The sequence below is a fragment of the Mycobacterium europaeum genome, from assembly GCF_002102155.1.
Classification (GTDB): Bacteria; Actinomycetota; Actinomycetes; order Mycobacteriales; family Mycobacteriaceae; genus Mycobacterium; species Mycobacterium europaeum.
Window position 1 is genome coordinate 1 of record NZ_LQOU01000009.1, and the last position, 22725, is coordinate 22725.

20 protein-coding genes and 2 tRNA genes are annotated in these 22725 nt (G+C 67.5%); 7 read left to right on the plus strand and 15 right to left on the minus strand.

The annotated features are described in order from the left end of the window. Window positions 1-1219 precede the first annotated feature (1219 nt). From mobA to AWC03_RS03050, 9 genes are all read right to left on the minus strand, one after another. Window positions 1220-1837 (minus strand): molybdenum cofactor guanylyltransferase, encoded by a 618-nt coding sequence (gene mobA, locus AWC03_RS03010; RefSeq protein WP_142278311.1) that lies wholly within the window; start codon window positions 1835-1837, stop codon window positions 1220-1222. Window position 1838: 1 nt separating this feature from the next. Next, on the minus strand, window positions 1839-2930 hold the full coding sequence (locus tag AWC03_RS03015) for a 2-oxoacid:ferredoxin oxidoreductase subunit beta (RefSeq protein ID WP_085239055.1): 1092 nt from the start codon (window positions 2928-2930) through the stop codon (window positions 1839-1841). Further along, on the minus strand, window positions 2927-4900 hold the full coding sequence (locus tag AWC03_RS03020) for a 2-oxoacid:acceptor oxidoreductase subunit alpha (RefSeq protein ID WP_142278312.1): 1974 nt from the start codon (window positions 4898-4900) through the stop codon (window positions 2927-2929). Before AWC03_RS03020 ends, AWC03_RS03015 begins: the two co-directional genes overlap by 4 nt. A 185-nt stretch (window positions 4901-5085) precedes the next feature. Beyond that, window positions 5086-6381: an MFS transporter gene (locus AWC03_RS03025; RefSeq protein WP_142278313.1), complete on the minus strand. Its 1296-nt coding sequence runs from the start codon at window positions 6379-6381 to the stop codon at window positions 5086-5088. A gap of 45 nt (window positions 6382-6426) precedes the next feature. Continuing rightward, on the minus strand, window positions 6427-7707 hold the full coding sequence (clpX, locus tag AWC03_RS03030; protein ID WP_085239058.1) for an ATP-dependent Clp protease ATP-binding subunit ClpX: 1281 nt from the start codon (window positions 7705-7707) through the stop codon (window positions 6427-6429). Between the two features lie 395 nt (window positions 7708-8102). Beyond that, complete coding sequence (clpP2, locus tag AWC03_RS03035) at window positions 8103-8744, minus strand: ATP-dependent CLP protease proteolytic subunit ClpP2 (protein ID WP_085239059.1); 642 nt, start codon at window positions 8742-8744, stop codon at window positions 8103-8105. Continuing rightward, window positions 8741-9331, minus strand: coding sequence for an ATP-dependent CLP protease proteolytic subunit ClpP1 (gene clpP1 / locus AWC03_RS03040; protein ID WP_066958374.1), 591 nt, complete (start codon window positions 9329-9331; stop codon window positions 8741-8743). Before clpP1 ends, clpP2 begins: the two co-directional genes overlap by 4 nt. 127 nt (window positions 9332-9458) lie before the next feature. After that, on the minus strand, window positions 9459-10868 hold the full coding sequence (tig, locus tag AWC03_RS03045) for a trigger factor (protein ID WP_085239060.1): 1410 nt from the start codon (window positions 10866-10868) through the stop codon (window positions 9459-9461). 66 nt (window positions 10869-10934) lie between these two features. Beyond that, a tRNA-Pro gene (locus AWC03_RS03050) sits at window positions 10935-11011 on the minus strand. A 148-nt stretch (window positions 11012-11159) separates the two neighbouring features. Here AWC03_RS03050 and AWC03_RS03055 point away from each other — a divergent pair. Together AWC03_RS03055 and AWC03_RS03060 are read left to right on the plus strand one after the other, a co-directional pair. After that, window positions 11160-11230, plus strand: a tRNA-Gly gene (locus AWC03_RS03055). Between the two features lie 32 nt (window positions 11231-11262). Then, entirely contained in the window at window positions 11263-12453 is a 1191-nt protein-coding gene (locus AWC03_RS03060; protein WP_085239061.1) for a serine hydrolase domain-containing protein, read from the plus strand. Between the two features lie 21 nt (window positions 12454-12474). Here the strand turns inward: AWC03_RS03060 and AWC03_RS03065 are convergent, their stop codons facing one another. Genes AWC03_RS03065 through AWC03_RS03075 form a run of 3 tightly spaced genes read right to left on the minus strand, consistent with a single transcriptional unit; the run spans window position 12475 to window position 14413 of the window. Beyond that, complete coding sequence (locus AWC03_RS03065) at window positions 12475-13275, minus strand: Fpg/Nei family DNA glycosylase (protein ID WP_085239062.1); 801 nt, start codon at window positions 13273-13275, stop codon at window positions 12475-12477. A gap of 7 nt (window positions 13276-13282) precedes the next feature. Further along, complete coding sequence (locus tag AWC03_RS03070; RefSeq protein ID WP_085239063.1) at window positions 13283-13762, minus strand: ribose-5-phosphate isomerase; 480 nt, start codon at window positions 13760-13762, stop codon at window positions 13283-13285. 27 nt (window positions 13763-13789) lie between these two features. Continuing rightward, window positions 13790-14413: a mycothiol-dependent nitroreductase Rv2466c family protein gene (locus AWC03_RS03075; RefSeq protein WP_085239064.1), complete on the minus strand. Its 624-nt coding sequence runs from the start codon at window positions 14411-14413 to the stop codon at window positions 13790-13792. Window positions 14414-14518: 105 nt separating this feature from the next. Here AWC03_RS03075 and pepN point away from each other — a divergent pair, with 105 nt between their 5' ends. Further along, window positions 14519-17095: an aminopeptidase N gene (gene pepN / locus AWC03_RS03080; RefSeq protein WP_085239065.1), complete on the plus strand. Its 2577-nt coding sequence runs from the start codon at window positions 14519-14521 to the stop codon at window positions 17093-17095. A 192-nt stretch (window positions 17096-17287) separates the two neighbouring features. On the opposite strand, the gene AWC03_RS03085 is transcribed toward pepN, so the two are convergent. The 3 genes from AWC03_RS03085 to AWC03_RS03095 all read right to left on the minus strand — a co-directional run bounded on the left by AWC03_RS03085 (window position 17288) and on the right by AWC03_RS03095 (window position 18695). Continuing rightward, on the minus strand, window positions 17288-17755 hold the full coding sequence (locus AWC03_RS03085; RefSeq protein ID WP_085239066.1) for a DUF5130 domain-containing protein: 468 nt from the start codon (window positions 17753-17755) through the stop codon (window positions 17288-17290). Continuing rightward, complete coding sequence (gene ctaJ / locus AWC03_RS03090) at window positions 17742-17969, minus strand: aa3-type cytochrome oxidase subunit CtaJ (RefSeq protein WP_085239226.1); 228 nt, start codon at window positions 17967-17969, stop codon at window positions 17742-17744. Before ctaJ ends, AWC03_RS03085 begins: the two co-directional genes overlap by 14 nt. A 78-nt stretch (window positions 17970-18047) precedes the next feature. Next, a complete protein-coding gene (locus AWC03_RS03095; protein ID WP_085239067.1) occupies window positions 18048-18695 on the minus strand; it encodes an HNH endonuclease in 648 nt (215 codons plus the stop codon). A gap of 142 nt (window positions 18696-18837) precedes the next feature. Between AWC03_RS03095 and AWC03_RS03100 the strand changes: the two genes are divergently transcribed. The 4 genes from AWC03_RS03100 to AWC03_RS03115 all read left to right on the plus strand — a co-directional run bounded on the left by AWC03_RS03100 (window position 18838) and on the right by AWC03_RS03115 (window position 22721). Continuing rightward, window positions 18838-19233 carry a globin gene (locus AWC03_RS03100; protein ID WP_085239227.1) on the plus strand — a complete coding sequence of 132 codons (396 nt, stop codon included), beginning with the start codon at window positions 18838-18840 and terminating at the stop codon, window positions 19231-19233. 21 nt (window positions 19234-19254) lie between these two features. Further along, window positions 19255-20820 carry a glycoside hydrolase family 13 protein gene (locus AWC03_RS03105; RefSeq protein ID WP_085239068.1) on the plus strand — a complete coding sequence of 522 codons (1566 nt, stop codon included), beginning with the start codon at window positions 19255-19257 and terminating at the stop codon, window positions 20818-20820. Window positions 20821-20997: 177 nt separating this feature from the next. After that, window positions 20998-21630 (plus strand): DUF5134 domain-containing protein, encoded by a 633-nt coding sequence (locus AWC03_RS03110; RefSeq protein ID WP_141659183.1) that lies wholly within the window; start codon window positions 20998-21000, stop codon window positions 21628-21630. A gap of 56 nt (window positions 21631-21686) precedes the next feature. Then, entirely contained in the window at window positions 21687-22721 is a 1035-nt protein-coding gene (locus AWC03_RS03115) for an NAD(P)/FAD-dependent oxidoreductase (RefSeq protein ID WP_208859345.1), read from the plus strand. Window positions 22722-22725 lie beyond the last annotated feature (4 nt).

A 22725-nucleotide genomic window follows, 5' to 3' on the forward strand; every position in this document is an offset into this window, starting at 1 on the left:
GTCCGGAGCCGGGGGCGGCGGGGGCGCGTCCGGCGCCCCGGCGGGCGCCATGTTGGGGTCGAAACCCATCGGCTCCGCAGTCGCGGTGGCCGACGGGATGGTCACGAGGGTGCCTGTGACCGCGGCGAGAACGAGCGTCTTACGGACGTTCTTCAATATCTTTCCTTTCGCGGTGCGCGCGCGCCAAAGCAAGCCCACGGGGGTGGGCTGACGGTCTTTGGTTGATGCGGAAAACCTGCTTCGGAACGTGCCGACTTGTTCCGGCACGACAGCGGTGGGCTCGAAACGCCCGGCGGGGTGCTACCCACCGGCCGCGGACTGGGCTTCGCCGTCCGCAGCCCCGCTCACACGCGGGTCCGTGATTCTGTTTTCAGTTACTCTTCCGTAACCCGTTGTGGGCTAACAGGGACCGTACGAGACCCAGCCGCATTCGTCATCTTCGGAAAACGGACATCTCGTTTCGGTAACGGGGTGATCACGGCGCAATCGCGTCGTCATTTTGGCAGGTCAGCACGGCAATTCCGCGAAGTACCCAACATTCGCAATCGCTGTCAAATCGTGACCCGAATCACGCGCATTTTGTGAACTGGCACACGCATTTGCGCTAGTGCGTTGAGATCGGTTTCGCTGTACCGGACCGGGGTCCGCGCGCGAAGCGGCGTAGCTTACAACAAGTTACGCGATACCGCCGATCCGCCACGCCCGACGATGCGGACGAATTACGTTGCGCTGCTGGCTAACTTGCGTCGGTCGAATAGCGAACGCGCAGGAGATCCCCATCGCCCGCGGATCGACGGCAGGAACACCGAAAGTCCTTTCTGGACAACGATTTCAGAGATATGCGGCCGTACGGTAACTAAGCAGGGATCGACCGGAACGTCGTCACCGCATGGCCACCGAGCCTTGCGCCATTCGGCCGTGCAATTTGCTCGCCGGCCGCGGCGTGCGGCCGGCGGCGAGCCGCCCCGGCGTCACTGTCGCCGACACAGGCGCCGTCATTCCGTCCGAAAAGTGCTATGTGGCAACAGATCACGATCGAGCGTCGAATTCGACTAGTACACCAAACAGTTAGTACGCCCGGCCATTCTTGGAGCGAAAGGAAAACTCGCCGTATGTCGAATGGCTCGGCCAATTTTCGTGTGCCCGAAGGCGGCTGCCGGCGATCCAGAAAAACTATCCGGGCGCGGCCCAACCGCGTTGGGCTCGCGTGCGGATCGGGTCAGCTGCGCGGCTGCGCGAGGGCGCGCAACTCGGCGTCGGTGTTGACGTTGGTCAGCGACCGCGAATCCGACGTCAGGATGCGCTGGGCGTCCGACGCGTCCACCAGGGCGCGCATGCTGCGCTCGCCGGCCGCCACCAAGGCGTCGACACGGTCGGCCAGGTCGGTCCGGTACACCGCGGCGAGGTAGTGGTCCTGGCCGTCCCACGGCAGCACCACTTCCGCGCCGGTCTCCAGCGCCCGGCGGGTGAGATCGTCGATGAGATCGATTGCCAGGAAAGGCATGTCGACGGCGCAGACGAAGGCGAGCCGGGCACCGGCGTCGGCGGCCGCGCGCAGCGCCCGCCCGGTCGCCGGCAACGGCCCCAACCCGCGCAGTTCGTCGCGCATGACTCGGGCCCGCAGTTCCGGCAACGGCTGGCCCTGGGCGGCCATCACCAGGACCGGGTCGCAACGCTGCCCGAGGATGCCGACCACGTGCTCGACCATCGTGGTCGCCTGGGAGCCCGCGGATGCGGGGACCGGGAGGCTGGCCTTGTCGCGGCCCATGCGTTGTGATGCGCCGCCGGCGAGCACCACCCCGGCCAGTGCAGCCGTCTCGGGCACGGTCTCGCCCACCTCAGTCGACGGTCCAGGTGTCGCGCCCGCGCAGCAGCGACTGCAGGGCGGCATCGTCGAACGGCTTCGAGGCCCGCGCGGTCTGCACCTGGGAGCGCGCCGCGTCGTCGTAGGTGGGCCGGCTGACGTTCCGGAAGATGCCGAGCACGGTGTGATCGAGGTTTTGATCGGACAGCCGCGACAGCGCGAAGGCGTAGGCCGAGTCGTCGGTGTGCGCGTCGTGCACCATGATCTCGTCGACGGCCACGTCGGCGGTCTTCGCGAATTCCAGGCCGAACCCGGACTTCACCACGCAGTACTCCCCGTCGGCGCCGAAGGTGATCGGCTCGCCGTGGCGGATGTTGATCACCCGCTCCTCGGCGCCCTCCTTGCGCAGCACGTCGAATGAGCCGTCGTTGAAAATCGGGCAGTCCTGCAGGATTTCGACCACCGCGGCGCCGCGGTGCTCGGCGGCCGCACGCAGCACCTCGGTCAGTCCGTTGCGGTCGGAATCCAGGGCGCGGCCGACGAACGTCGCCTCGGCGCCCAGCGCCAGCGACACCGGGTTGAACGGGTGGTCCAGCGAGCCCATGGGTGTCGACTTGGTGACCTTGCCGACCTCCGACGTGGGCGAGTACTGGCCCTTGGTCAGCCCGTAGATCCGGTTGTTGAACAACAGGATCGTGATGTTGACGTTGCGGCGCAGCGCGTGAATCAGGTGATTGCCGCCGATCGAGAGCGCGTCCCCGTCGCCGGTGACCACCCACACGGACAGGTCCTCGCGGGCCAGCGCCAACCCGGTCGCGATCGCCGGTGCGCGGCCGTGGATGGAGTGGAATCCGTAGGTCTCCAGGTAGTAGGGGAAGCGGCTGGAGCAACCGATGCCGCTGACGAACACGATGTTCTCGCGGCGCAGTCCCAGCTCAGGCAGGAAGTTGCGGATGGTGTTGAGGATGACGTAGTCCCCGCAGCCGGGGCACCAGCGGACCTCTTGGTCACTGGTGAAGTCCTTGCCCTTCTGCGGCTGATCCGTGGTGGGGACGCCGTCGTTCTTCCGCAACCTCGGGGTCAGCCCCAGGTCGGTCCCCGCCAGATTTCCCATCAGGTCGGTCATTCGCTAGCTCCCGCTCCCACCGTCGCTGCCGCCATTCTGGCGACCATCGTCTTGTCTTGCTCGATCTCGGCCAGCGTGCCGCCCAGCGCGGCGCGGATGACGCGCCCGATCTCGTCGGCCAGGAAGGCGACGCCCTGGACCTTGGTGACCGACTGCACGTCGACCAGGTACTTGCCGCGCAGCAGCAGCGCCAGCTGGCCCAGGTTCATCTCGGGGCACACCACCATCGGGTAGCGCCGCAGCACGTCGCCCAGGTTCGCCGGGAACGGGCTCAGGTGGCGCAGGTGCGCATGCGCGACCTTGACGCCCTTGCGCCGCGCGCGCCGGCAGGCTTCGCCGATCGGACCGTACGAGCTGCCCCAGCCGATGAGCAGTAGCTCGGCGTCCCCGGTCGGGTCGTCGACTTCCACATCGGGAACCGAGATGCCGTCGATCTTGGCCTGACGCAACCGGACCATGAGGTCGTGGTTGACCGGTTCGTAGGAGATGGCGCCCGAACCGTTCGCCGCCTCCAGCCCGCCGATGCGGTGCTCGAGGCCGGGGGTGCCGGGGATGGCGAACTGCCGGGCCAGCGTCTCCGGGTCGCGGTTGTACGGCTGGAATGGCTCGTCGGGCTTGGCGAAGGTGTGCTTGATCGGCTGCAGCGTGCTGACGTCCGGAATGCGCCACGGCTCAGAGCCGTTGGCGATCGCGCCGTCGGACAGCACGATCACCGGCGTGTGATAGGACACCGCGATGCGCACCGCCTCGATCGCGACGGCGAAGCAGTCGGACGGCGAGCGCGGCGCCAACACGGCGACCGGCGACTCCCCGTTGCGGCCGTACAGCGCCTGCAGCAGGTCGGCCTGCTCGGTCTTGGTCGGCAGGCCGGTCGACGGCCCGCCCCGCTGTACGTCGATGACCAACAGCGGCAACTCGGTCATCACCGCCAGACCCAACGCTTCGGACTTCAGCGAGATCCCCGGGCCCGAAGTGCTCGTGACACCGAGCGCACCGCCGTAGGAGGCGCCGATGGCCGCGCAGATGCCGCCGATCTCGTCCTCGGCCTGGAAGGTGATCACGTTGAAGTTCTTGTGCTTGGACAGCTCGTGCAGGATGTCCGACGCCGGCGTGATCGGGTAGCTGCCGAGCACCACCTGAAGGTCGCTCAGCTGCCCGGCCGCGACGATGCCGTAGGCCATCGCCGTGTTGCCGGAGATCTGCCGGTATTCGCCGGATGGCAGCGTCGCCCGCGAGACCTCGTAGGTGGTGCCGAACGCCTCGGTCGTCTCGCCGTAGTTCCAGCCCGCCTTGAGGGCCAAGACGTTGGCCTCGGCGATGTCGGGCTTGCGGGCGAACTTCTCCCGGATGAACTTCTCGCTGGTTTCGATCGGGCGGCCGTACATCCACGACAGCAGGCCCAGCGCGAACATGTTCTTGGCGCGCTGGCCGTCCTTCTTCGACGCGCCGATCGCCTCGACGGCGCCCAGCGTCAGCGTGGTCATCGCGACGGAATGCACGACGTACTCGGACAACTCGTCGGACTCGAGCGGGTTCGTCACGTAACCCACCTTGGTCAGGTTGCGCTTGGTGAACTCGTCGGAGTTCGCGATCACCATGCCGCCCCGCGGCAGGTCGCCCAGGTTGGCCTTGAGCGCCGCCGGGTTCATGGCCACGAGCACGTCGGGGCGGTCACCGGCCGTCAGGATGTCGTAGTCGGCGATCTGGATCTGGAAGGAGGAGACCCCGGGCAGGGTTCCTGCGGGCGCCCGGATCTCGGCGGGATAGTTCGGCTGGGTCGCCAGGTCGTTACCGAAAAGCGCCGCCTCCGAGGTGAACCGGTCGCCCGTCAGCTGCATCCCGTCGCCGGAGTCCCCGGCGAAGCGAATGACAACCTGCTCCAGGCGCCGGCGGTCCGACCCGCCACCGGAAGAGGAACCATTCGAGCCGTTGTGAGAATCAGACCCGGCCCCGCTGCCGTTCGGATCCACGTATCCGCCTTCCATTCGTTATCCGGATAGGCACTTCGCTGGAGTTTTAGGTTACGCGCCGTTGAAGCGACTCCCGCGCCCTCGAGCTTGTGTGTCACTGCTAGTACCAATTATGGCACTCGATTTAGGGGAGAACGATCGTCTCTAAACCGTTGCATACAGCGGTTTTACACCTAAAGCCAATGTCAGCGCGCGGAGGGTGGTGCGGTCCGTTGAAAACTGTGGTATTGGTCACTTTTCCCCGATGCGGCCGATTCCTTCGGCGCCGTCTCCGGCATCGCGACCAGGTAGAGCAAAAAGCCCGCGCCGGCGAGCGCCCCCAGGAAGGCGAAGGCGGCGTCGTAGCCGGCGGCCACCACGATCCAGCCGGCCACGAGATTGGACACCGAGGCGCCTATCCCCGTCGCGGCCGTGACGGCGCCCAGGCTCACGTTGAACCGGCCGGTGCCGTGCGTGACGTCCTGGACGACGAGGGGGAACAGCGCACCGAATACGCCGGCCCCGACGCCATCCAGCAGCTGCACGCCGACCAACCAATACGGGTTGCCGGACAGGGTGTAGAGAAATCCGCGTGCGGCAAGGACCGCGAAGCCGAGCAGGAAGATGGGCTTTCGCCCCCACGAATCGGCCTTGGCTCCGGCCAGGTACGCGACCGGCACCATGACCACTTGCGCGGCCACGATGCAACCGGCCATCAGCGCGGTCCCGACGTCCTTGTTGTGCAGCGCCAGCAACTGACCGACCAGCGGCAGCATGGCCGCGTTGGCGAAGTGGAAGGCGATGACCGTCGCGGCGAAGATGATCAGCCTGCGATTGCGCAGCAATACCCCCATCCGGGAGGGCGTCTCGTGCGGCCCACCCGGCACGTGGTCCATGCCCCGCGCCACGTCATGATCGATCGCCTCGCCCGGAATTCGCAGCGTCGCAAGCACACTCGCGGCCGCCATGACGGCCAGCACCCAGAACACCACCACCGGGCCGAAGAAGTACGCCAAGCCGCCGGTGATGGCCGCGGCCGACGCGTTGCCCGCGTGGTTGAACGACTCATTGCGTCCGATCCGGCGGGCGAAGAAGCGCGGACCCACGACGCCCAAAGTGATCGCCGCCAACGCGGGGGCGAACACCGAGCCGGCGATGCCGGTCAGGGCCTGCAGAACCGAGATCGAGTACAGGCCCGGAAACACCGGCATGGCCAGGGAACCGGCGGTGATGGTCAAGGCGCCGCCGACGATCAACGCGCGCTTGGCGGTGCTCCGGTCCACCAGCGCGCCGGCGGGGGCCTGCGCGACGATCGCGCCGATCCCCCCGACCGCCATGACGAACCCGATCGACGCCTGATCCCAGTGGTGGGCCAGCAGCAGGTAGATCGACAGGTAGGGGCCCAGCCCGTCGCGGACGTCGGCCAGCAGAAAGTTCAGCAGATCCAGCGCGCGCGTCAGCCGGCGCGGCACGAGGCTGGGGGCTTCAGCGGCGGCCGGCATGGGCATCTAGTACCCAAAAGCGCGGCTTTACGACCGCGGGTTGTGTTAGGCGCTCTTGTCGCGGCGCTCGGTGCGCGACGGCTTGCGCGGCACGATCGTCGGAAGCACGTTGTCCTGCACCGTCTCCTTGGTCACCACGACCTTGGCGACGTCGTCGCGGCTCGGGATGTCATACATCACCGGCAGCAAGACCTCTTCCATGATGGCGCGCAGACCACGGGCACCCGTGCCGCGGTGGATGGCCTGATCGGCGATTGCCTCCAGCGCATCGTCGGTGAACTCGAGCTCGACGCCGTCCATCTCGAACAGCCGCGTGTACTGCTTGACCAACGCGTTCTTCGGCTCGGACAGGATTTTGACCAGCGACTCGCGGTCGAGGTTGGTCACCGACGCGACGACCGGCAGCCGCCCGATGAACTCGGGGATCAACCCGAACTTGATCAGGTCCTCGGGCATGACGTCGGAAAAGTGATCGGTGGTGTCGATCTCGGCCTTGGAGCGCACCTCGGCGCCGAAGCCCAGCCCGCGCTTGCCGACACGTTCGTAGATGATCTTCTCCAGGCCGGCGAAGGCGCCCGCGACGATGAACAGCACGTTGGTGGTGTCGATCTGGATGAACTCCTGGTGCGGGTGCTTGCGGCCGCCCTGCGGGGGCACGGAAGCCTGGGTGCCCTCCAGGATTTTCAGCAGGGCCTGCTGGACGCCCTCACCGGAGACGTCGCGGGTGATCGAGGGGTTCTCGCTCTTGCGGGCGATCTTGTCCACCTCGTCGATGTAGATGATGCCGGTCTCGGCGCGCTTGACGTCGTAGTCGGCGGCCTGGATGAGTTTGAGCAAAATGTTCTCGACGTCCTCACCGACATAGCCGGCTTCGGTCAGCGCGGTGGCGTCGGCGATGGCGAACGGCACGTTGAGCATCTTGGCGAGTGTCTGGGCCAGATAGGTCTTGCCGCAGCCGGTCGGCCCGAGCATCAGGATGTTGGACTTGGTCAGCTCGACCGGCTCGTGCCGCGAGTCGCGGCCCTTCTCCCCCGCCTGGATCCGCTTGTAGTGGTTGTAGACCGCGACGGCCAGCGTTCGCTTGGCGGTGTCCTGCCCGATGACGTAGCCCTCCAGGAACTCCCGGATCTCCATGGGCTTGGGCAGTTCGTCGAGTTTGACGTCGTCGGCGTCGGCGAGTTCCTCTTCGATGATCTCGTTGCAGAGATCGATGCATTCATCGCAGATGTACACACCGGGACCAGCAATGAGTTTCTTGACCTGCTTCTGGCTCTTCCCGCAGAACGAGCACTTCAGCAGGTCACCGCCGTCTCCGATGCGCGCCATGGTGCTGAGGGCCTACTTCCTTTTCGCCGTTCGTCTTGCTGTGCCGCATGTATGCCCCGACGCTACCCGCTAGATCGGGCCCGACGCGACCATTAAGGCCGAATCGCGCCCATGATATTCGGGGGAGTCATGCTGATCCCGTCTGAATGAAACATATAGCCAGACGCTGCCCGTCACCCGTGAAAGACGCGCTTTGCGTGTCTTTGGCGTGTCGCGGTCGTGACCCAACCGAGGCTGGTGCGCAGACCGAACCCCACTTCCGCTGGAGACACCGACCCGGCGAAGCATGGGCAGATCCCCACGAAATCACCCTACCGCGGCCGGCCGCAATCGGCTCAGACCAGCGATTCGGTCCTGACCAAGGTGTGGCCGGCGAGCATGCCGACACGACAACGCTAAGCGGTCTGCGCGGAAAGCTTCCGGTACTCCAGGACGGTGTCGATGATCCCGTACTCCTTGGCGTCTTCCGCGGTCAGGATCTTGTCCCGGTCGGTGTCCTTGCGGATGGTCGCGGCGTCCTTGCCGGTGTGGCGGGCCAGGGTGGTCTCCATGAGCGTGCGCATCCGCTCGATCTCGGCGGCCTGGATCTCTAGATCGGAGAACTGTCCCTGGATCACGCCCTGCAGCGACGGCTGGTGGATCAGCACGCGAGCGTTGGGCAGCGCCATCCGCTTGCCGGGCGTTCCGGCGGCCAGCAACACCGCCGCGGCCGACGCCGCCTGGCCGAGGCACACCGTCTGAATGTCGGCGCGGACGTACTGCATGGTGTCGTAAATCGCCATCAGCGAGGTGAATCCGCCGCCGGGCGAGTTGATGTACATGGTGATGTCGCGGTCGGGGTCCAGCGACTCCAACACCAGCAGCTGCGCCATGATGTCGTTCGCCGAAGCGTCGTCGACCTGGACGCCGAGGAAGATGATGCGCTCCTCGAACAGCTTGTTGTACGGGTTGGACTCCTTGACGCCGAAGCTGGAGTGCTCGATGAACGACGGCAGGATGTAGCGCGCCTGAGGCTGGATGGGGTGCTGGGTGCTCACTGGGCTTCTCCGTTGGTGATGTGGGCCGCGCGGGTGATGATGTGGTCGACGAACCCGTATTCCAGGGCCTCCGGGGCGGTGAACCAGCGGTCGCGGTCGGAATCGGCCTCGATGCGTTCGATCGACTGCCCGGTGAACTCGGCGTTCAGCCGGAACATCTCCTTCTTGATGACGTGGAACTGCTCGGCCTGGATGGCGATGTCGGCCGCACTTCCGGTCACCCCACCCAGCGGCTGGTGCATCAGGATGCGGGCGTGCGGCAGCGCGTAGCGCTTGCCCTTGGTGCCGGCCGCCAACAGGAACTCGCCCATCGATGCCGCCATGCCCATCGCGTAGGTCGCGATGTCGCACGGCGCCAGCACCATGGTGTCGTAGATCGCCATTCCGGCGCTGATCGATCCGCCCGGCGAGTTGATGTAGAGCGAGATGTCCTTGTCGGCGTCCTCGGCGGCGAGCAACAGGATCTGCGCGCACAGCCGGTTGGCGACCTCGTCGTTCACCTCCGAACCCAGGAAGATGATGCGCTCAGAGAGCAAGCGCTCATAGACCGAGTCCGTGAGGTTGAGCCCCTGCGAGGGCGAACGCATGTCAGACACGACTGGGTTACCTGCTTTCTCGAGTTCTTCTATGCACCGACACTAACCAACCTGGCCCACCGTTTCGCGGTCACGCTCCTCCTCAATTGGGCGCTTTCGCTCACAGCGTCAAGACGGGTCACTCCGCTTCGTCGTCGGACGCTTCGGTTTCGGGGGCTTCGTCGACCTCGTCAGCCTCGCCCGTCGGCGCGGCATCGTCGGCCTCCCCGCGCTTGCCGAAGAACTCATCGGTGTCGATGGCGTTCCCGCCGCTGTCGGTCACCGTCGCCGCCCGCACCACCTCAGCGACGGCCAGCCCGCGCCGCACGTCGGCGAACATGGCGGGCAGCTGGTTGTTCTCCTGCAGGTAGCCCAGCAGTTGCTGCGGCTCGATGCCGTATTGGCGAGACGTCATCATCAGCCGCTCGGTGAGGTCGTCCTGGCCGACCTGGACCTCCAGCTCGTCGGCCAGCGCATCCAGCAGCAGCTGCCTCTTGACGTCCGTCTCCGCCGCGGTGCGCGTTTCGGTCTCGAACTCTTCGCGCGTCTTGCCCTGCCCGGCGAGCACCTCGTCGAGTTTGGCCTCGTCGTGATCCAGGCCGTGCAGGGCGTTGTGCAGGGTGCTGTCGTACTGCGCCTTGACGATCGCCTCCGGCAGCGGCACGTCGACCTGGTCTAAGAGAGCGTCCAGCGCGGCGTTCCGTATCTGGTCGGCCTGCTGAGCGCGCTTGACGCGCCCCACCTGCTCGCGCAGGTTGGACCGCAGCTCGTCGATGGTGTCGAACTCGCTGGCCAACTGGGCGAACTCGTCGTCGGGCTCGGGGAGCTCGCGCTGCTTGATCGACTTGACGGTGACGGTCACCTGCGCGTCCTGCCCGGCGTGTTCGCCGGCCGCCAGCTGCGCGGTGAACTCGCGGGACTCCTCGACGGACAGACCGACCAGCGCGTCGTCGAGGCCCGCGATGAGACGGCCCGAGCCGACCTCGTGGGACAGCCCCTGCGCGGCGGCCCCCGGCACCTCTTCGCCGTCGATGGTGGCCGTCAAGTCGATCGAGACGAAGTCACCGGTGGCCACGGGACGGTCCACCCCGGTCAGGGTGCCGAACCGGGCGCGCAGCGACTCCAGTTCGGCGTCCACGTCTTCGTCGCTGACCTCGACGGGATCCACCGAGATCTTCAGCGCGGACAGGTCCGGAAGCTCGATCTTGGGGCGGACGTCGACCTCGGCGGTGAACGCCAGCTCCTCGCCATACTCCTTCTTGGTGACCTCGATCTCGGGCTGACCCAGGGGCTGCACCTCCGAATCCACGACCGCCTGCCCGTACCGCGCCGGCAGCGCCTCGTTGACGACCTGGTCCAGCAGTGCCTCCCGGCCGAACCGGGCCTCCAGCAACTTCGCCGGCGCCTTGCCGGGCCGGAAGCCGGGCAGCCGCACCTGCTTGGCCAGCTCTCGGTAGGCACGCTGGAAATCGGGCTCGAGTTCGGCGAACGGCACCTCCACGTTGATGCGGACCCGGGTGGGGCTCAGCTGCTCGACAGTGCTCTTCACGGGGGTGCTCCTCGGTGGTCGTTCCTGGCGTTCGGTGGGCCGCGTACATGCGGCGCGGGGTGGTGCTGGTCGGGGTGACAGGATTTGAACCTGCGGCCTTCCGCTCCCAAAGCGGATGCGCTACCAAGCTGCGCTACACCCCGCGCTGACCTCGATGATCCTAAGGCCCCTCGAGCCCGGGTTGGCCACGGGCGTCGCGGCGACCTCGCAGACCCTCACGGAGCGATCACAAGACCGCATCGATTAGATTTGATCTTCGTCGACAGCTACAGTCACGCTCGACCAATACATGCGGGCGTAGCTCAATGGTAGAGCCCTAGTCTTCCAAACTAGCTACGCGGGTTCGATTCCCGTCGCCCGCTCGGGTTAAGGATCTGCTCCACAGAGAGGCGCCATGAGCGACCCAGAAACGGATGCGCCGATCCACGGGTCATGCGCGCCGGACTTCGCCGGGGTGCGCGACGCGTTCGAACGCAACTTCAGGCTGGGCGACGAAGTGGGCGCGGCCGTCGCGGTGTGGGTGGACGGCGGCCTCGTCGTCAATCTCTGGGGCGGCTGGGCCGACGCCGCCCAGACCCGGCCCTGGCAGCAGAACACCCTGACCACGGTCCTGTCCGGGACCAAGGGGTTGTCGGCCACCTGTGTCCATCAACTGGCCGACCGCGGCGAGCTGGACCTGCAGGCCCCGGTCGCCCACTACTGGCCCGAGTTCGGGCAGGCGGGCAAAAAGGACATCACGCTGGCGATGGTGATGTGCCACCGGTCCGGCGTGATCGGCCCCCGCACCCGGTTGCGCTGGGAAGACGTCGCCGACTGGGACTTCGTCTGCCGGCAGCTGGCGGCCGCCGAACCCTACTGGGAGCCGGGCACCGCCCAGGGTTACCACATGACCACGTTCGGATTCATCCTCGGGGAGGTGTTCCGCCGCGTCACGGGCCGGACGATCGGCCAATACCTGCGCACCGAGATCGCCGAACCGTTCGGCGCCGACGTCCACATCGGCCTGTCCCTGGCTGAACAACGCCGCTGCGCGGAGCGGGTCAACAAGCCGCACGCCCGGGACCTGCTGGCCGACGCGCAGGCCCCCGGCTACCCGGTGAGCCTGGCCGACCATCCCAAGGCGGGGCTGTCGATCTCGATGGGTTTCGCCCCCGACGACGAGCTCGGCTCCCACGACCTGCGGCTGTGGCGCGAACTCGAGTTCCCGGGCACCAACGGGCAGGTGTCGGCCCTGGGGTTGGCGACGTTCTATAACGCGCTCGCGCAGGAGAAGGTGCTCAGCCGCGAGCACATGGACCTCGTGCGCGAGTGTCAGGGCGGCTTGGAGACCGACTTGGTGCTGGGGCCGCGCGTCGCCGACCACGGCTGGGGTTTGGGCTACATGCTCAACCAGCGGTGCGTCAACGGGCCCAACCCGCGGATCTTCGGCCACGGCGGCCTGGGTGGCTCCTTCGGCTTCGTCGACCTGGAACACCGCATCGGCTACGCGTACGTGGCGAACCGGTTCGACGCCACCAAGGCCAACGCGGACCCGCGCAGCCTGGCCCTCAGCAACCAGGTCTACGCAACGCTCGGCGTAATCTAGCGTCGAGGCGGACGCGGCCCGTCATTTCTGACAGGTGGGGCACCAGAACAGGTTCCGCCCCTCCAGGACGGCCGTGCGGATCGAATCCCCGCACACCCGGCAGGCCTCGCCGGCGCGCCGGTAGACATACGTCCGGGGCCGCCCGGCCCGATACGACGGCGGTCCGTGGTCGTGCTCGGGCCGGACCACGATGATCTTGCCGCGGCGAAAGCCGACCTTCATCAGCGCCACCAGGTCGGTCCACGCCGCGTCGAACTCCGCCTCGCTCATTTCCCGGCCGGGCCGAAGCGGGTCGATGTTGTGGCGGTACAGCAGCTCGTTGCGGTAGACGTTGCCGACGCCGGCGACGACGGTCTGATCCATCAACAGTGCACCAATGGGCCTGCGGGACTTACTGATTCGATTCCACGCCCAGGACGGGTCGGCGTCGTTGCGCAGCGGGTCGGGACCGAGCTTGGCCAGCACGTCGGAAACCTGGCCCTCGTCGATCACCTCGCACACCGTCGGCCCGCGCAAGTCGGTGCCGTAGTCGGCGCCGACCATGCGCATCCGCACCTGCCCGACCGGTGCGGGAAGGACCGCGTCCTCGCGTGGCCATTCGGTGAAGGCGCCGTAGAGACCCAGGTGCACGTGCACGATCGGGCCGCCGTCATAGTGGTGGAACAGGTGCTTGCCCCAGACGCTGGTGCGGCGCAACACGCGCCCGTCCACCACGGCCGCATCGGCGAAGCGGCCCTGCGGGCTCGACACCGCGACGGGCGCCCCGCCGAAACGGCGCTGGTGCAGCCGGGCCAGCCGGTGCAGGGTGTGCCCTTCGGGCATAGGCGCCTCAGCCCTGTGCGCCGGGCACCGGCGGCGCCTGGTGGGTGCGTTCGTACTCGGCGAGGATGTCGATACGCCGTTGGTGGCGTTCGGCTTTCGACCATTGCGCGGTCAGGAACGCGTCCACGATGGCCAGCGCCTCTTCGACGGTGTGCATGCGACCACCGATCCCGATCAACTGGGCGTTGTTGTGTTCGCGGGCCAGCGTCGCGGTCTCCACGCTCCACGCCAGCGCGCACCGGGCTCCGGGCACCTTGTTGGCGGCGATCTGCTCACCGTTGCCCGACCCGCCCAGCACGATACCCAGGCTGTCCGGATCGGCCACCGTGCGAACCGCGGCGGCGATGCAAAACGCCGGGTAGTCGTCCTCGGCGTCGTACGTGTAGGCACCGCAATCGATCGGCTCGTGCCCGGACGCTTTCAGGTGCTCGATGATCTGTTGCTTGAGCTCGAATCCGGCGTGGTCAGAGCCGAGGTAGACGCGCATGCCCGCAATCCTTACACGGGCAACCGATCAGTCGAATTCGGGCTTCTCGGTGCGGGTCCGCTTCAGTTCGAAGAAGTGCGGGTAAGACGCGAAGGTCACCGACGCGTCCCACAGCTTGCCGGCCTCCTCGCCGCGCGGGATCTTCGAGAGCACCGGCCCGAAGAACGCCGCCCCGTTGACGTGGATGGTCGGCGTGCCGACGTCGTCGCCGACGGCGTCCATGCCGGCGTGGTGGCTCTTGCGCAGAGCGTCGTCGTAGGCGTCGCTGTGCGCGGCCTCGGCCAGCTCCGCGGGCAGGCCGGCGTCGGCCAGGGACAACTTGATGACCTCGTCGAGATTCTTGTTGTCCTCGTTGTGGATCCGGGTGCCCATGGCCGTGTACAGCGGGTGCAGCACCCCGGCACCGTGGGCCTGCTCGGCGGCGATCGCCACCCGGACCGGCCCCCAGGCGTGCTTCATCATCTCGCGATACTTGTCGGTCAGGCCCTCGCGGTTCTCGTTGAGGATCGCCAGGCTCATCACGTGGAAGTGCACCTCGATGTCGCGGACCTTCTCCACCTCGAGGATCCAGCGCGACGTGATCCAGCACCACGGGCACAGCGGATCGAACCAGAAATCGGCTTGGTCTTTCCCGGCACCCTTGTCAGGCATAGCGCAGTCCTCTCGTCGGTCGACACACCGTTGAGCACAACCGTAGGCGCCGCGCCGCTGTTCCCGCAGTGCCCGGGACGCGAACGGGGCACGTAAGTTGGACGCGTGGCCCTTCCTAATCTCACGCGGGACCAGGCCGTCGAACGCGCGGCCCTGGTCACCGTCGACAGCTACCAGATCCAACTCGATGTCACTGATGGCACCGGCAACCCGGGCGAACGCACGTTCCGGTCCACGACCACGGTGGTGTTCGACGCGCTTCCCGGCGCCGACACGTGCATCGACCTCGCCGCCGAGACGGTGCATGGCGCCACGCTCAACGGTCACAACATCGACGTGTCCGGATACGATGAATCGACCGGCATCGCGCTGTCCGGCCTGGAGCAACACAACGTCCTGGTCGTCGACGCGGACTGCCGCTACTCCAACACCGGTGAGGGGCTGCACCGCTTCGTCGACCCGGTCGACAACGAGACCTACCTGTACTCGCAATTCGAAACCGCCGACGCCAAGCGCATGTTCGCCTGCTTCGACCAACCGGACCTCAAGGCGACGTTCGACCTGCGCGTGACGGCGCCCCGGCATTGGAAGGTCGTCTCCAACGGCGCCACGGTGTCGATCGAAAACGGGGTGCACACCTTCGCCACCACGCCGCGGATGAGCACCTATCTGGTGGCGCTCATCGCCGGCCCGTACGCCGAATGGAAGGACACCTACGCCGACGAACACGGGGAGATCCCACTGGGCATCTTCTGCCGGGAATCGTTGGCGCGCCACATGGACGCCGAGCGGTTGTTCACCCAGACCAAACAGGGGTTCGGCTTCTACCACAGGAACTTTGGGCTGCCGTACGCGTTCGGCAAGTACGATCAGCTGTTCGTCCCCGAATTCAACGCCGGCGCAATGGAAAACGCGGGCGCGGTGACCTTCCTGGAGGACTACGTCTTTCGCAGCAAGGTCACCCGGGCCTCCTACGAGCGGCGCGCCGAAACCGTCCTGCACGAGATGGCGCACATGTGGTTCGGGGACCTGGTCACCATGACCTGGTGGGACGACCTGTGGCTCAACGAGTCGTTCGCGACGTTCGCCTCGGTGCTGTGTCAGGCCGAGGCCACCGAATTCACCGAGGCCTGGACGACTTTCGCCACAGTCGAGAAGTCGTGGGCGTACCGCCAGGACCAATTGCCGTCGACACACCCCATCGCCGCCGACATCCCCGACCTGGCCGCGGTCGAGGTGAACTTCGACGGCATCACCTACGCCAAGGGCGCCTCGGTCCTCAAGCAGCTGGTGGCCTACGTCGGGCTGGAGCACTTCCTGGCCGGGCTGCGCGACTACTTCCGCAGCCACGCATTCGGCAACGCCACCTTCGACGACCTGGTCGCCGCGTTGGAGCAGGCGTCGGGCCGGGACCTGTCGGACTGGGGTCAGCAATGGTTGAAGACGACCGGGTTGAACACGCTGCGCGCCGACTTCGACACCGACGCCGACGGGACGTTCACCCGGTTCGCGCTGACCCAGAGCGGTGCCGCGCCGGGGGCCGGCGAAACCCGGGTGCACCGGCTGGCGATCGGGATCTACGACGACGACGGAGCCGGCAAGCTGGTGCGGGTGCGGCGGGAAGAACTCGACGTCGAGGGCCCAGTCACGGAAGTGCCTGCGCTGGTGGGAGTTTCCCGCGGCCAGCTGGTGCTGGTCAACGACGACGACCTGACCTACTGCTCGCTGCGGCTCGACCCGCAGTCACTGCAGACCGCGCTGCGGCGCATCGCCGACATCGCCGAGCCGCTGCCGCGCTCCCTGGTGTGGTCGGCGGCGTGGGAGATGACGCGCGAGGCCGAACTGCGGGCGCGCGACTTCGTGGCCCTGGTTTCGACCGGGGTGCACGCCGAGACCGAGGTCGGGGTGGCGCAGCGGCTGCTGCTGCAGGCGCAGACGGCGCTGGCTTCCTATGCCGAGCCGGGCTGGGCGCATGAGCGGGGGTGGCCGCAGTTCGCCGACCGGCTGCTGGAGCTGGCACGCGCGGCGCGGCCCGGCTCCGATCACCAGCTCGCGTTCGTCAACAGCCTGTGCTCGGCGGTGCTGTCGACCCGGCACGTCGTGACGCTGGCGGACCTGCTCGACCACGATCCGGCCGAGCTTGGCCTGGCCGGCCTCGAGATCGACACCGACCTGCGGTGGCGCATCGTGACCGCGCTCGCGAGCGCGGGCGAAATCGACGCCGACGGGCCCGCGACGCCCTTCGTCGACGCGGAGGTGCAGCGCGACCCGACGGCCGCCGGCAAGCGAAACGGCGCGCAGGCGGCGACGGCGCGGCCGCAACTGCAGGTCAAGGAGGAGGCCTGGACCACGGTGATCGAGGACGACACCCTGGCCAACATCACCGCCCGCTCCATCATCGCGGGCTTCGCCCCGGCCGGCCAGCACGGCTTGCTCGAACCGTTCACGGACCGCTATTTCGCGGCGATACCGGGCGTGTGGGCGCGGCGGTCCAGCGAGGTCGCACAAACCGTGGTGATCGGGCTGTACCCGCACTGGAACATCAGCGACGCCGGCATCGCGGCCGCCGACAAGTTCCTGTCCGACCCGGACGTGCCGCCGGCCTTGCGACGGCTGGTGCTCGAGGGCCAGGCCGGCGTGAAGCGGGCCCTGCGGGCCCGCCGGTTCGACGCGGCCGACTAGGCCGACTTACTCGCCGAGCGTGCGTGTCTGCACACCGGCGACCGGCGTGTCGCGTACGAACACGCACCCTCGCGAGCGGCTGATGGCCCGATGATGGCGACCCGCAGCGCCCGGCTACGCCGCGCTTGCGATCGCCACTAACCCGACGGCGGCGACCCGCAGCGCCCGGCTACGCCGCGCTTGCGATCGCCGTTAGGCCGGGGCGATGCCCGCGCTGAGGACGCGGATCGCGCTGACCAGCCCGTCCACCAGGTCGCCCCGCTGTAACGCCGACGACGCGGCGGCGACCCCGAGCGGCGCGGACGACTCGGCGCCGCGGCCGCGCACCTCGGAGCCGTAGACCACCTCGATGACCTTCTGGTCGGGCGAGACGGCCAGCAGCACGGCGTTGTCCGGTGTCGGCACCCTGGCCAGGATCTGGCGGGCGCGCGCGGCGGTGTCGTTGCCCAGGTCGCCGAGGTAGATGGCGAACCGTGCCCTCGACGCCCGCGAGCCGAACTTCAGGGCGTCGTCGATGGCGACGAGGTCCTTGATCGGGAATGGGTAATGGACGGACAGCTCGCCCGCCTGGGTCACCCCGGAGATCCGCCCGCTGGTGGTGATCACCCAGCCGTCGGGCAGCTCGCCGGGCTCGACGGTCGCTATCTCACCATGTGCCACTGGCGCCACCTCCGACTGAGAATTCCCGTGTGTCGTGCCCGCCGTGCGCGTGACCGACGTCTTCGTCCGTGGCCGCCCACAGGATCGGCGGGTGCGTCCACTTCTCGCCCAACTTGTAGGTCGCCGGGTGCGGTCCCTTGTGCGACCAGATCAGCACCGCCAGCACGGCCACCAGCAGCAACGGTATCCCGATGAAGTACAGGTGAATCTGCAAAAGGCTCACGACGAAAACCGTATCCCACCCGACGATCCCTCGGCACACTCGGACACGAGATGTCGTGCGATCCGGGCGCTACGCCGCGCCTTCGCCGAGGTAGCGCGCCCATGCCGGGTCGAGCTCCTTGACCGTCGACAGCAGCCGCCAGTGCTGCCCCGTCGGCGGCAGCGGCGTCCGGCGCAGCACCCAGCCGAGCTCGGTGAGCAGTTTGTCGCCCTTGCGGTGGTTGCAGGTCGAGCAGCAGGCGACGCAATTCTCCCAGGAGTGGTCGCCGCCGCGGCTGCGCGGCACCACGTGGTCGACGGTGTCGGCCTTGGCCCCGCAGTAGGCGCAGGAGAACCGGTCGCGATGCATCAGCGCGGCCCGGGTCATCGGGACCCGGGCGCGGTACGGAACGCGGACGTAGGACCGCAACTGAATGACCGAGGGCACCAGGATCGAGCTGGTGGCCGAGTGGATCACCGGTCCGGCGGGGTCGTGGTGCACCACGTCGGCCTTGCCACAGATCACCATGACAATCGCCCGCCGCATCGGCAGCGCGGTCAGCGGCTCGTAGGTCGAATTCAGCAGCAGCACCCGCCGGCGACTCCACAGCGACGCGCAGTCCTGGCGGTTGGGGGGATGGGTGTCGACGCTATGCAGGCATGACGCGGTCGGGGGCCCGGTTGACCCTGCCGCGGCACCGGAACTGCGGTGGCTGCGGCGTCTCTTGCCCTGCGCCATAGATCCTCCGCGGATAGTCCACCATGATTCGTCGCCAATCGCACCCCTATTGCAGGTGAACGGCATGTCGTCCGGGTGAACAGCCAGAGCGCCCGCGGCCCGGCTCGGCCGGATGCCGCCGGCATGGACCACAATGGAGGCGATGGATTCCGAGCCCCAGTCCTTCTATGACGCCGTCGGCGGTGCCGAGACGTTCCATGCGATTGTGTCCCGCTTCTACGCCCAGGTGGCCGAGGACGAGATCCTGCGCCAGCTGTACCCCGAGGACGACCTGGCGGGCGCCGAGGAACGGTTGCGCATGTTCCTCGAGCAGTACTGGGGCGGCCCGCGCACCTACTCCGAACGGCGCGGCCATCCCCGGTTGCGGATGCGGCACGTCCCGTTCCGGATCACCCCGATCGAGCGCGACGCCTGGCTGCGCTGCATGCACACCGCCGTCGCCTCGATCGACTCGCAGACCCTCGACGACGAGCACCGGCGCCAGTTGCTCGACTACCTGGAGATGGCCGCCCACTCACTGGTCAATTCGCCCTTCTGATACCCAACCGAACGGAGCAGGATGAGCCCCGGAGCATGGTGGTCGAACGCGGTGTTCTATCAGGTCTATCCCCGGTCGTTCGCCGACAGCGACGGCGACGGCGTGGGCGACATCGATGGATTACTGGCCCATCTGGATCACCTCGAGCTACTCGGGGTGGACGCGATCTGGCTCAACCCGGTCACCGTCTCGCCGATGGCCGACCACGGCTACGACGTCGCCGACCCGCGCGACATCGATCCGCTGTTCGGTGGGATGGCGGCCATTGAGCGCCTGATCCCGGCGGCGCACGAGCGGGGCATCAAGATCACCATGGACGTGGTGCCCAACCACACGAGCTCGGCGCACCCGTGGTTCCAGGCCGCGCTGGCCGCGGGGCCGGGCACCGAGGCGCGCGAGCGCTACTACTTTCGCGACGGCCGGGGCCCGGACGGGGAACTGCCGCCGAACAACTGGACGTCGGTGTTCGGCGGGTCCGCCTGGACGCGGGTGGTCGAGCCGGACGGCAATCCGGGCCAGTACTACCTCCACCTCTTCGACACCGAGCAGCCGGACCTGAACTGGGAACACCCCGACGTCTTCGACGATTTCGAGAAGACGCTGCGTTTCTGGCTGGAGCGCGGCGTGGACGGCTTCCGCATCGACGTGGCACACGGCATGGCCAAGCCGGCCGATTTGCCCGACGCCAAGGACGACGTCAAGGTGCTGAGCCACAGCGACGACGACCCGCGCTTCAACCATCCCAGCGTGCACGAGATCCATCGCGGGATCCGCAAGGTCGTCGACGACTATGCCGACGCGGTGACCATCGGCGAGGTGTGGGTGCTCGACAACCTCCTGTGGGCCGAGTATCTGCGGCCCGACGAACTGCACCTGGGTTTCAACTTCCGGCTGACAAAGATCGACTTCGCCGCCGACCAGATCCAGCACGCGATCCAGAATTCGATGGAGGCCATCGCGATCGAAAACGCCATCCCCACCTGGACGCTGTCCAACCACGACGTCGGCCGGGAGGTCACCCGGTACGGGGGCGGCGAGGTCGGGCTGCGCCGGGCGAAAGCGATGGCGATGGCGATGCTCGCCCTGCCGGGTGCGGTGTTCATCTACAACGGCGAGGAACTGGGGCTGCCCGACGTCGAGCTGCCCGACGAGGTGCTGCAGGACCCGACGTGGGAACGCTCCGGGCACACCGAACGCGGCCGCGACAAGTGCCGGGTGCCGATCCCGTGGTCCGGCGATACTCCCCCGTTCGGGTTCTCCAGCTCGCCCGACACCTGGTTGCCGATGCCGCGGGAGTGGGCGGCGCTGACCGTCGAGCGCCAGCTCGCGGACCCCGAATCGACGCTGTCGTTCTTCCGGCACGTCATCAAATTGCGCAAGGAGCGCACCGAATTCGAGGGCGACCAGATCGACTGGCTGGACGCGCCACGGGATGCGCTGGTCTTCCGGCGCCGCGGCGGCGGGGCGGTGTGCGCGCTGAACGCCGGCCGCCGACCGATCCCACTGCCACCGGGAGAGCTCATCGTGGCCAGCGCCCCGCTGGTCGACGGGCAGCTCGCCCCGGACGCCGCGGCGTGGCTGGCCTGACGGCGCACCCAAAGCCGCGGTGGTCCAGACGCTTTCGCCTCGGGATCAGCCGGCTACCGGGGTGGCTCCGACGTGGAGATACCCTGCGGGGGTACTGTCGTGCCATGACCGAGATCGAACCGCCGATTCCGGGTCTCCGGCTGGCGCCGCGCGAGCCCACCGGCGAAAGGCGGATTGGTGGATAACACGTTGCGATGGCTGGTGACGGCGCTCTTCGCCGTCAGCTTCGCGACTTACGGATATTTCCTTGTCGCCCAACGCCGCTGCTGGACCGGCGTCGTCAGCCAGCTGCTGCACCTGGCGATGTCGGCGGTGATGATCCTGATGGCGTGGGGGGTGGGCATGACCTTCCCGACCGTCGTCGCCGCGACGTGTTTCCTGCTCGGCGGCGCCTGGTTCGTCGGCATCGCCGGCCACGGGCCCTGGGCCGGCGACGGCCGGCTGACCAACTACTACTACGCCCTGATGATGGTGGCGATGGCCTGGATGTACGTTGCGATGAACGGCAGCTTGCCGGGCCGCGCCGGTCACCCGGGCGACGCTGCGATGAGCATGCCCGCGCACAGCCCCGCGTCGGGGATGCAGCACGCAGCGCACCGCATGTCCCCGGCCGTACCGGACTGGGTCAGCATCGTGAACTGGACCGCGGCCCTGGGGTTCGGCGCGGTGGCGATGTTCTGGGCGTACCGCTGGATGGCGCAGCGCTGGACGAAATCGGCGCCACGCACCGTTGGACTCAGCTACGCGCAAATCGTGACCCAGACGGTCACCGCCGCCGGTACGGCGCTGATGTTCGCCGACATCTTGTGACCCGATCCCAGGCTTGCGGCTCCGCGCCCGGCGTGCCGCTCCTCTATACCTAGTACATGGCGACCTACGCGTGGACGGTGATCGGGGCGGGACCCGCGGGCATTGCCGCGGTGGGACGGTTACTGGATCACGGCATACCGCCCGACAAGATCGCCTGGGTGGATCCCGCCTTTGCCGCAGGGGATCTGGGCGGTAAGTGGAGATCGGTGTCCAGCAACACCATCGCCGGGACTTTCATGAGTTACTTGAATGGCTCTGCGGCGTTTCGGTTCTCACAAGCTCCGCCGCTGCCGCTGGCCGAAGTCGACCCTGAGGAGACCTGCGCCCTTGCCCTCGTCGCCGATCCGTTGGTGTGGGTGACCGGGCAGCTGCGCCAGCAGGTGCACACATTCGAGACGACGGCCACCACGTTGACCCTGGGGCAGCGGCGGTGGCGGATCGAGACACGCGGCCCGGAACTGACTTCGGACAACGTGGTTCTCGCGGTCGGCGCGGTACCGATAAGCCTCGACTACCCCATCGACGAGATTCCGGTCGAGGTCGCCCTCGATGCCGACAAGCTCGCCGAGGTGCCGCTGGAAGGAGCGACGGTTGCGGTCTTCGGCTCGTCGCACTCGTCGATGATCGTGTTGCCCCACCTGCTGCGGCTTCCGGTCGCCAAGGTGATCAACTTCTACCGCAGCCCGCTCAAATACGCGATCTACCTCGATGATTGGATCCTGTTCGACGACACCGGCCTCAAGGGGCGGGCCGCCGTGTGGGCTCGCGAGAACATCGACGGGGTGTGCCCGGAACGGCTGGAGAGGTGCCTGGTGTCGAGCCCGGAGTTCGACGAGAAGGTCGCCGAGTGTGACCGCGTGGTCTACACCGTCGGTTTCGAGCCGCGAAAGCTGCCCGAGACGCCCCAGTGGGGGCCGCTGGGGTACAACCGGATGAACGGAATCATCGCCCCCGGCCTGTTCGGGCTGGGCATCGCCTTCCCGGAATACGCCGAAGACCCCTACGGATACGGGCAATACCGCGTGGGCCTGCAGAAGTTCATGGATTACCTCGACTCGGTTCTCCCGCTGTGGATGGCTTACGGGACGTGACTCG

Excerpts from the sequence above, each read along its gene's own strand:
- AWC03_RS03015 (WP_085239055.1), bottom strand. The coding sequence starts at position 2,930 with ATGACCGACCTGATGGGAAATCTGGCGGGGACCGACCTGGGGCTGACC.
- AWC03_RS03025 (WP_142278313.1), bottom strand. The coding sequence starts at position 6,381 with ATGCCGGCCGCCGCTGAAGCCCCCAGCCTCGTGCCGCGCCGGCTGACG.
- clpX (WP_085239058.1), bottom strand. The coding sequence starts at position 7,707 with ATGGCGCGCATCGGAGACGGCGGTGACCTGCTGAAGTGCTCGTTCTGC.
- clpP1 (WP_066958374.1), bottom strand. The coding sequence starts at position 9,331 with ATGCGTTCGCCCTCGCAGGGGCTCAACCTCACGGACTCGGTCTATGAG.
- AWC03_RS03060 (WP_085239061.1), top strand. The coding sequence starts at position 11,263 with ATGAGCGACCCAGAAACGGATGCGCCGATCCACGGGTCATGCGCGCCG.
- AWC03_RS03065 (WP_085239062.1), bottom strand. The coding sequence starts at position 13,275 with ATGCCCGAAGGGCACACCCTGCACCGGCTGGCCCGGCTGCACCAGCGC.
- AWC03_RS03070 (WP_085239063.1), bottom strand. The coding sequence starts at position 13,762 with ATGCGCGTCTACCTCGGCTCTGACCACGCCGGATTCGAGCTCAAGCAA.
- AWC03_RS03075 (WP_085239064.1), bottom strand. The coding sequence starts at position 14,413 with ATGCCTGACAAGGGTGCCGGGAAAGACCAAGCCGATTTCTGGTTCGAT.
- AWC03_RS03095 (WP_085239067.1), bottom strand. The coding sequence starts at position 18,695 with ATGGCGCAGGGCAAGAGACGCCGCAGCCACCGCAGTTCCGGTGCCGCG.
- AWC03_RS03100 (WP_085239227.1), top strand. The coding sequence starts at position 18,838 with ATGGATTCCGAGCCCCAGTCCTTCTATGACGCCGTCGGCGGTGCCGAG.
- AWC03_RS03105 (WP_085239068.1), top strand. The coding sequence starts at position 19,255 with ATGAGCCCCGGAGCATGGTGGTCGAACGCGGTGTTCTATCAGGTCTAT.
- AWC03_RS03115 (WP_208859345.1), top strand. The coding sequence starts at position 21,687 with ATGGCGACCTACGCGTGGACGGTGATCGGGGCGGGACCCGCGGGCATT.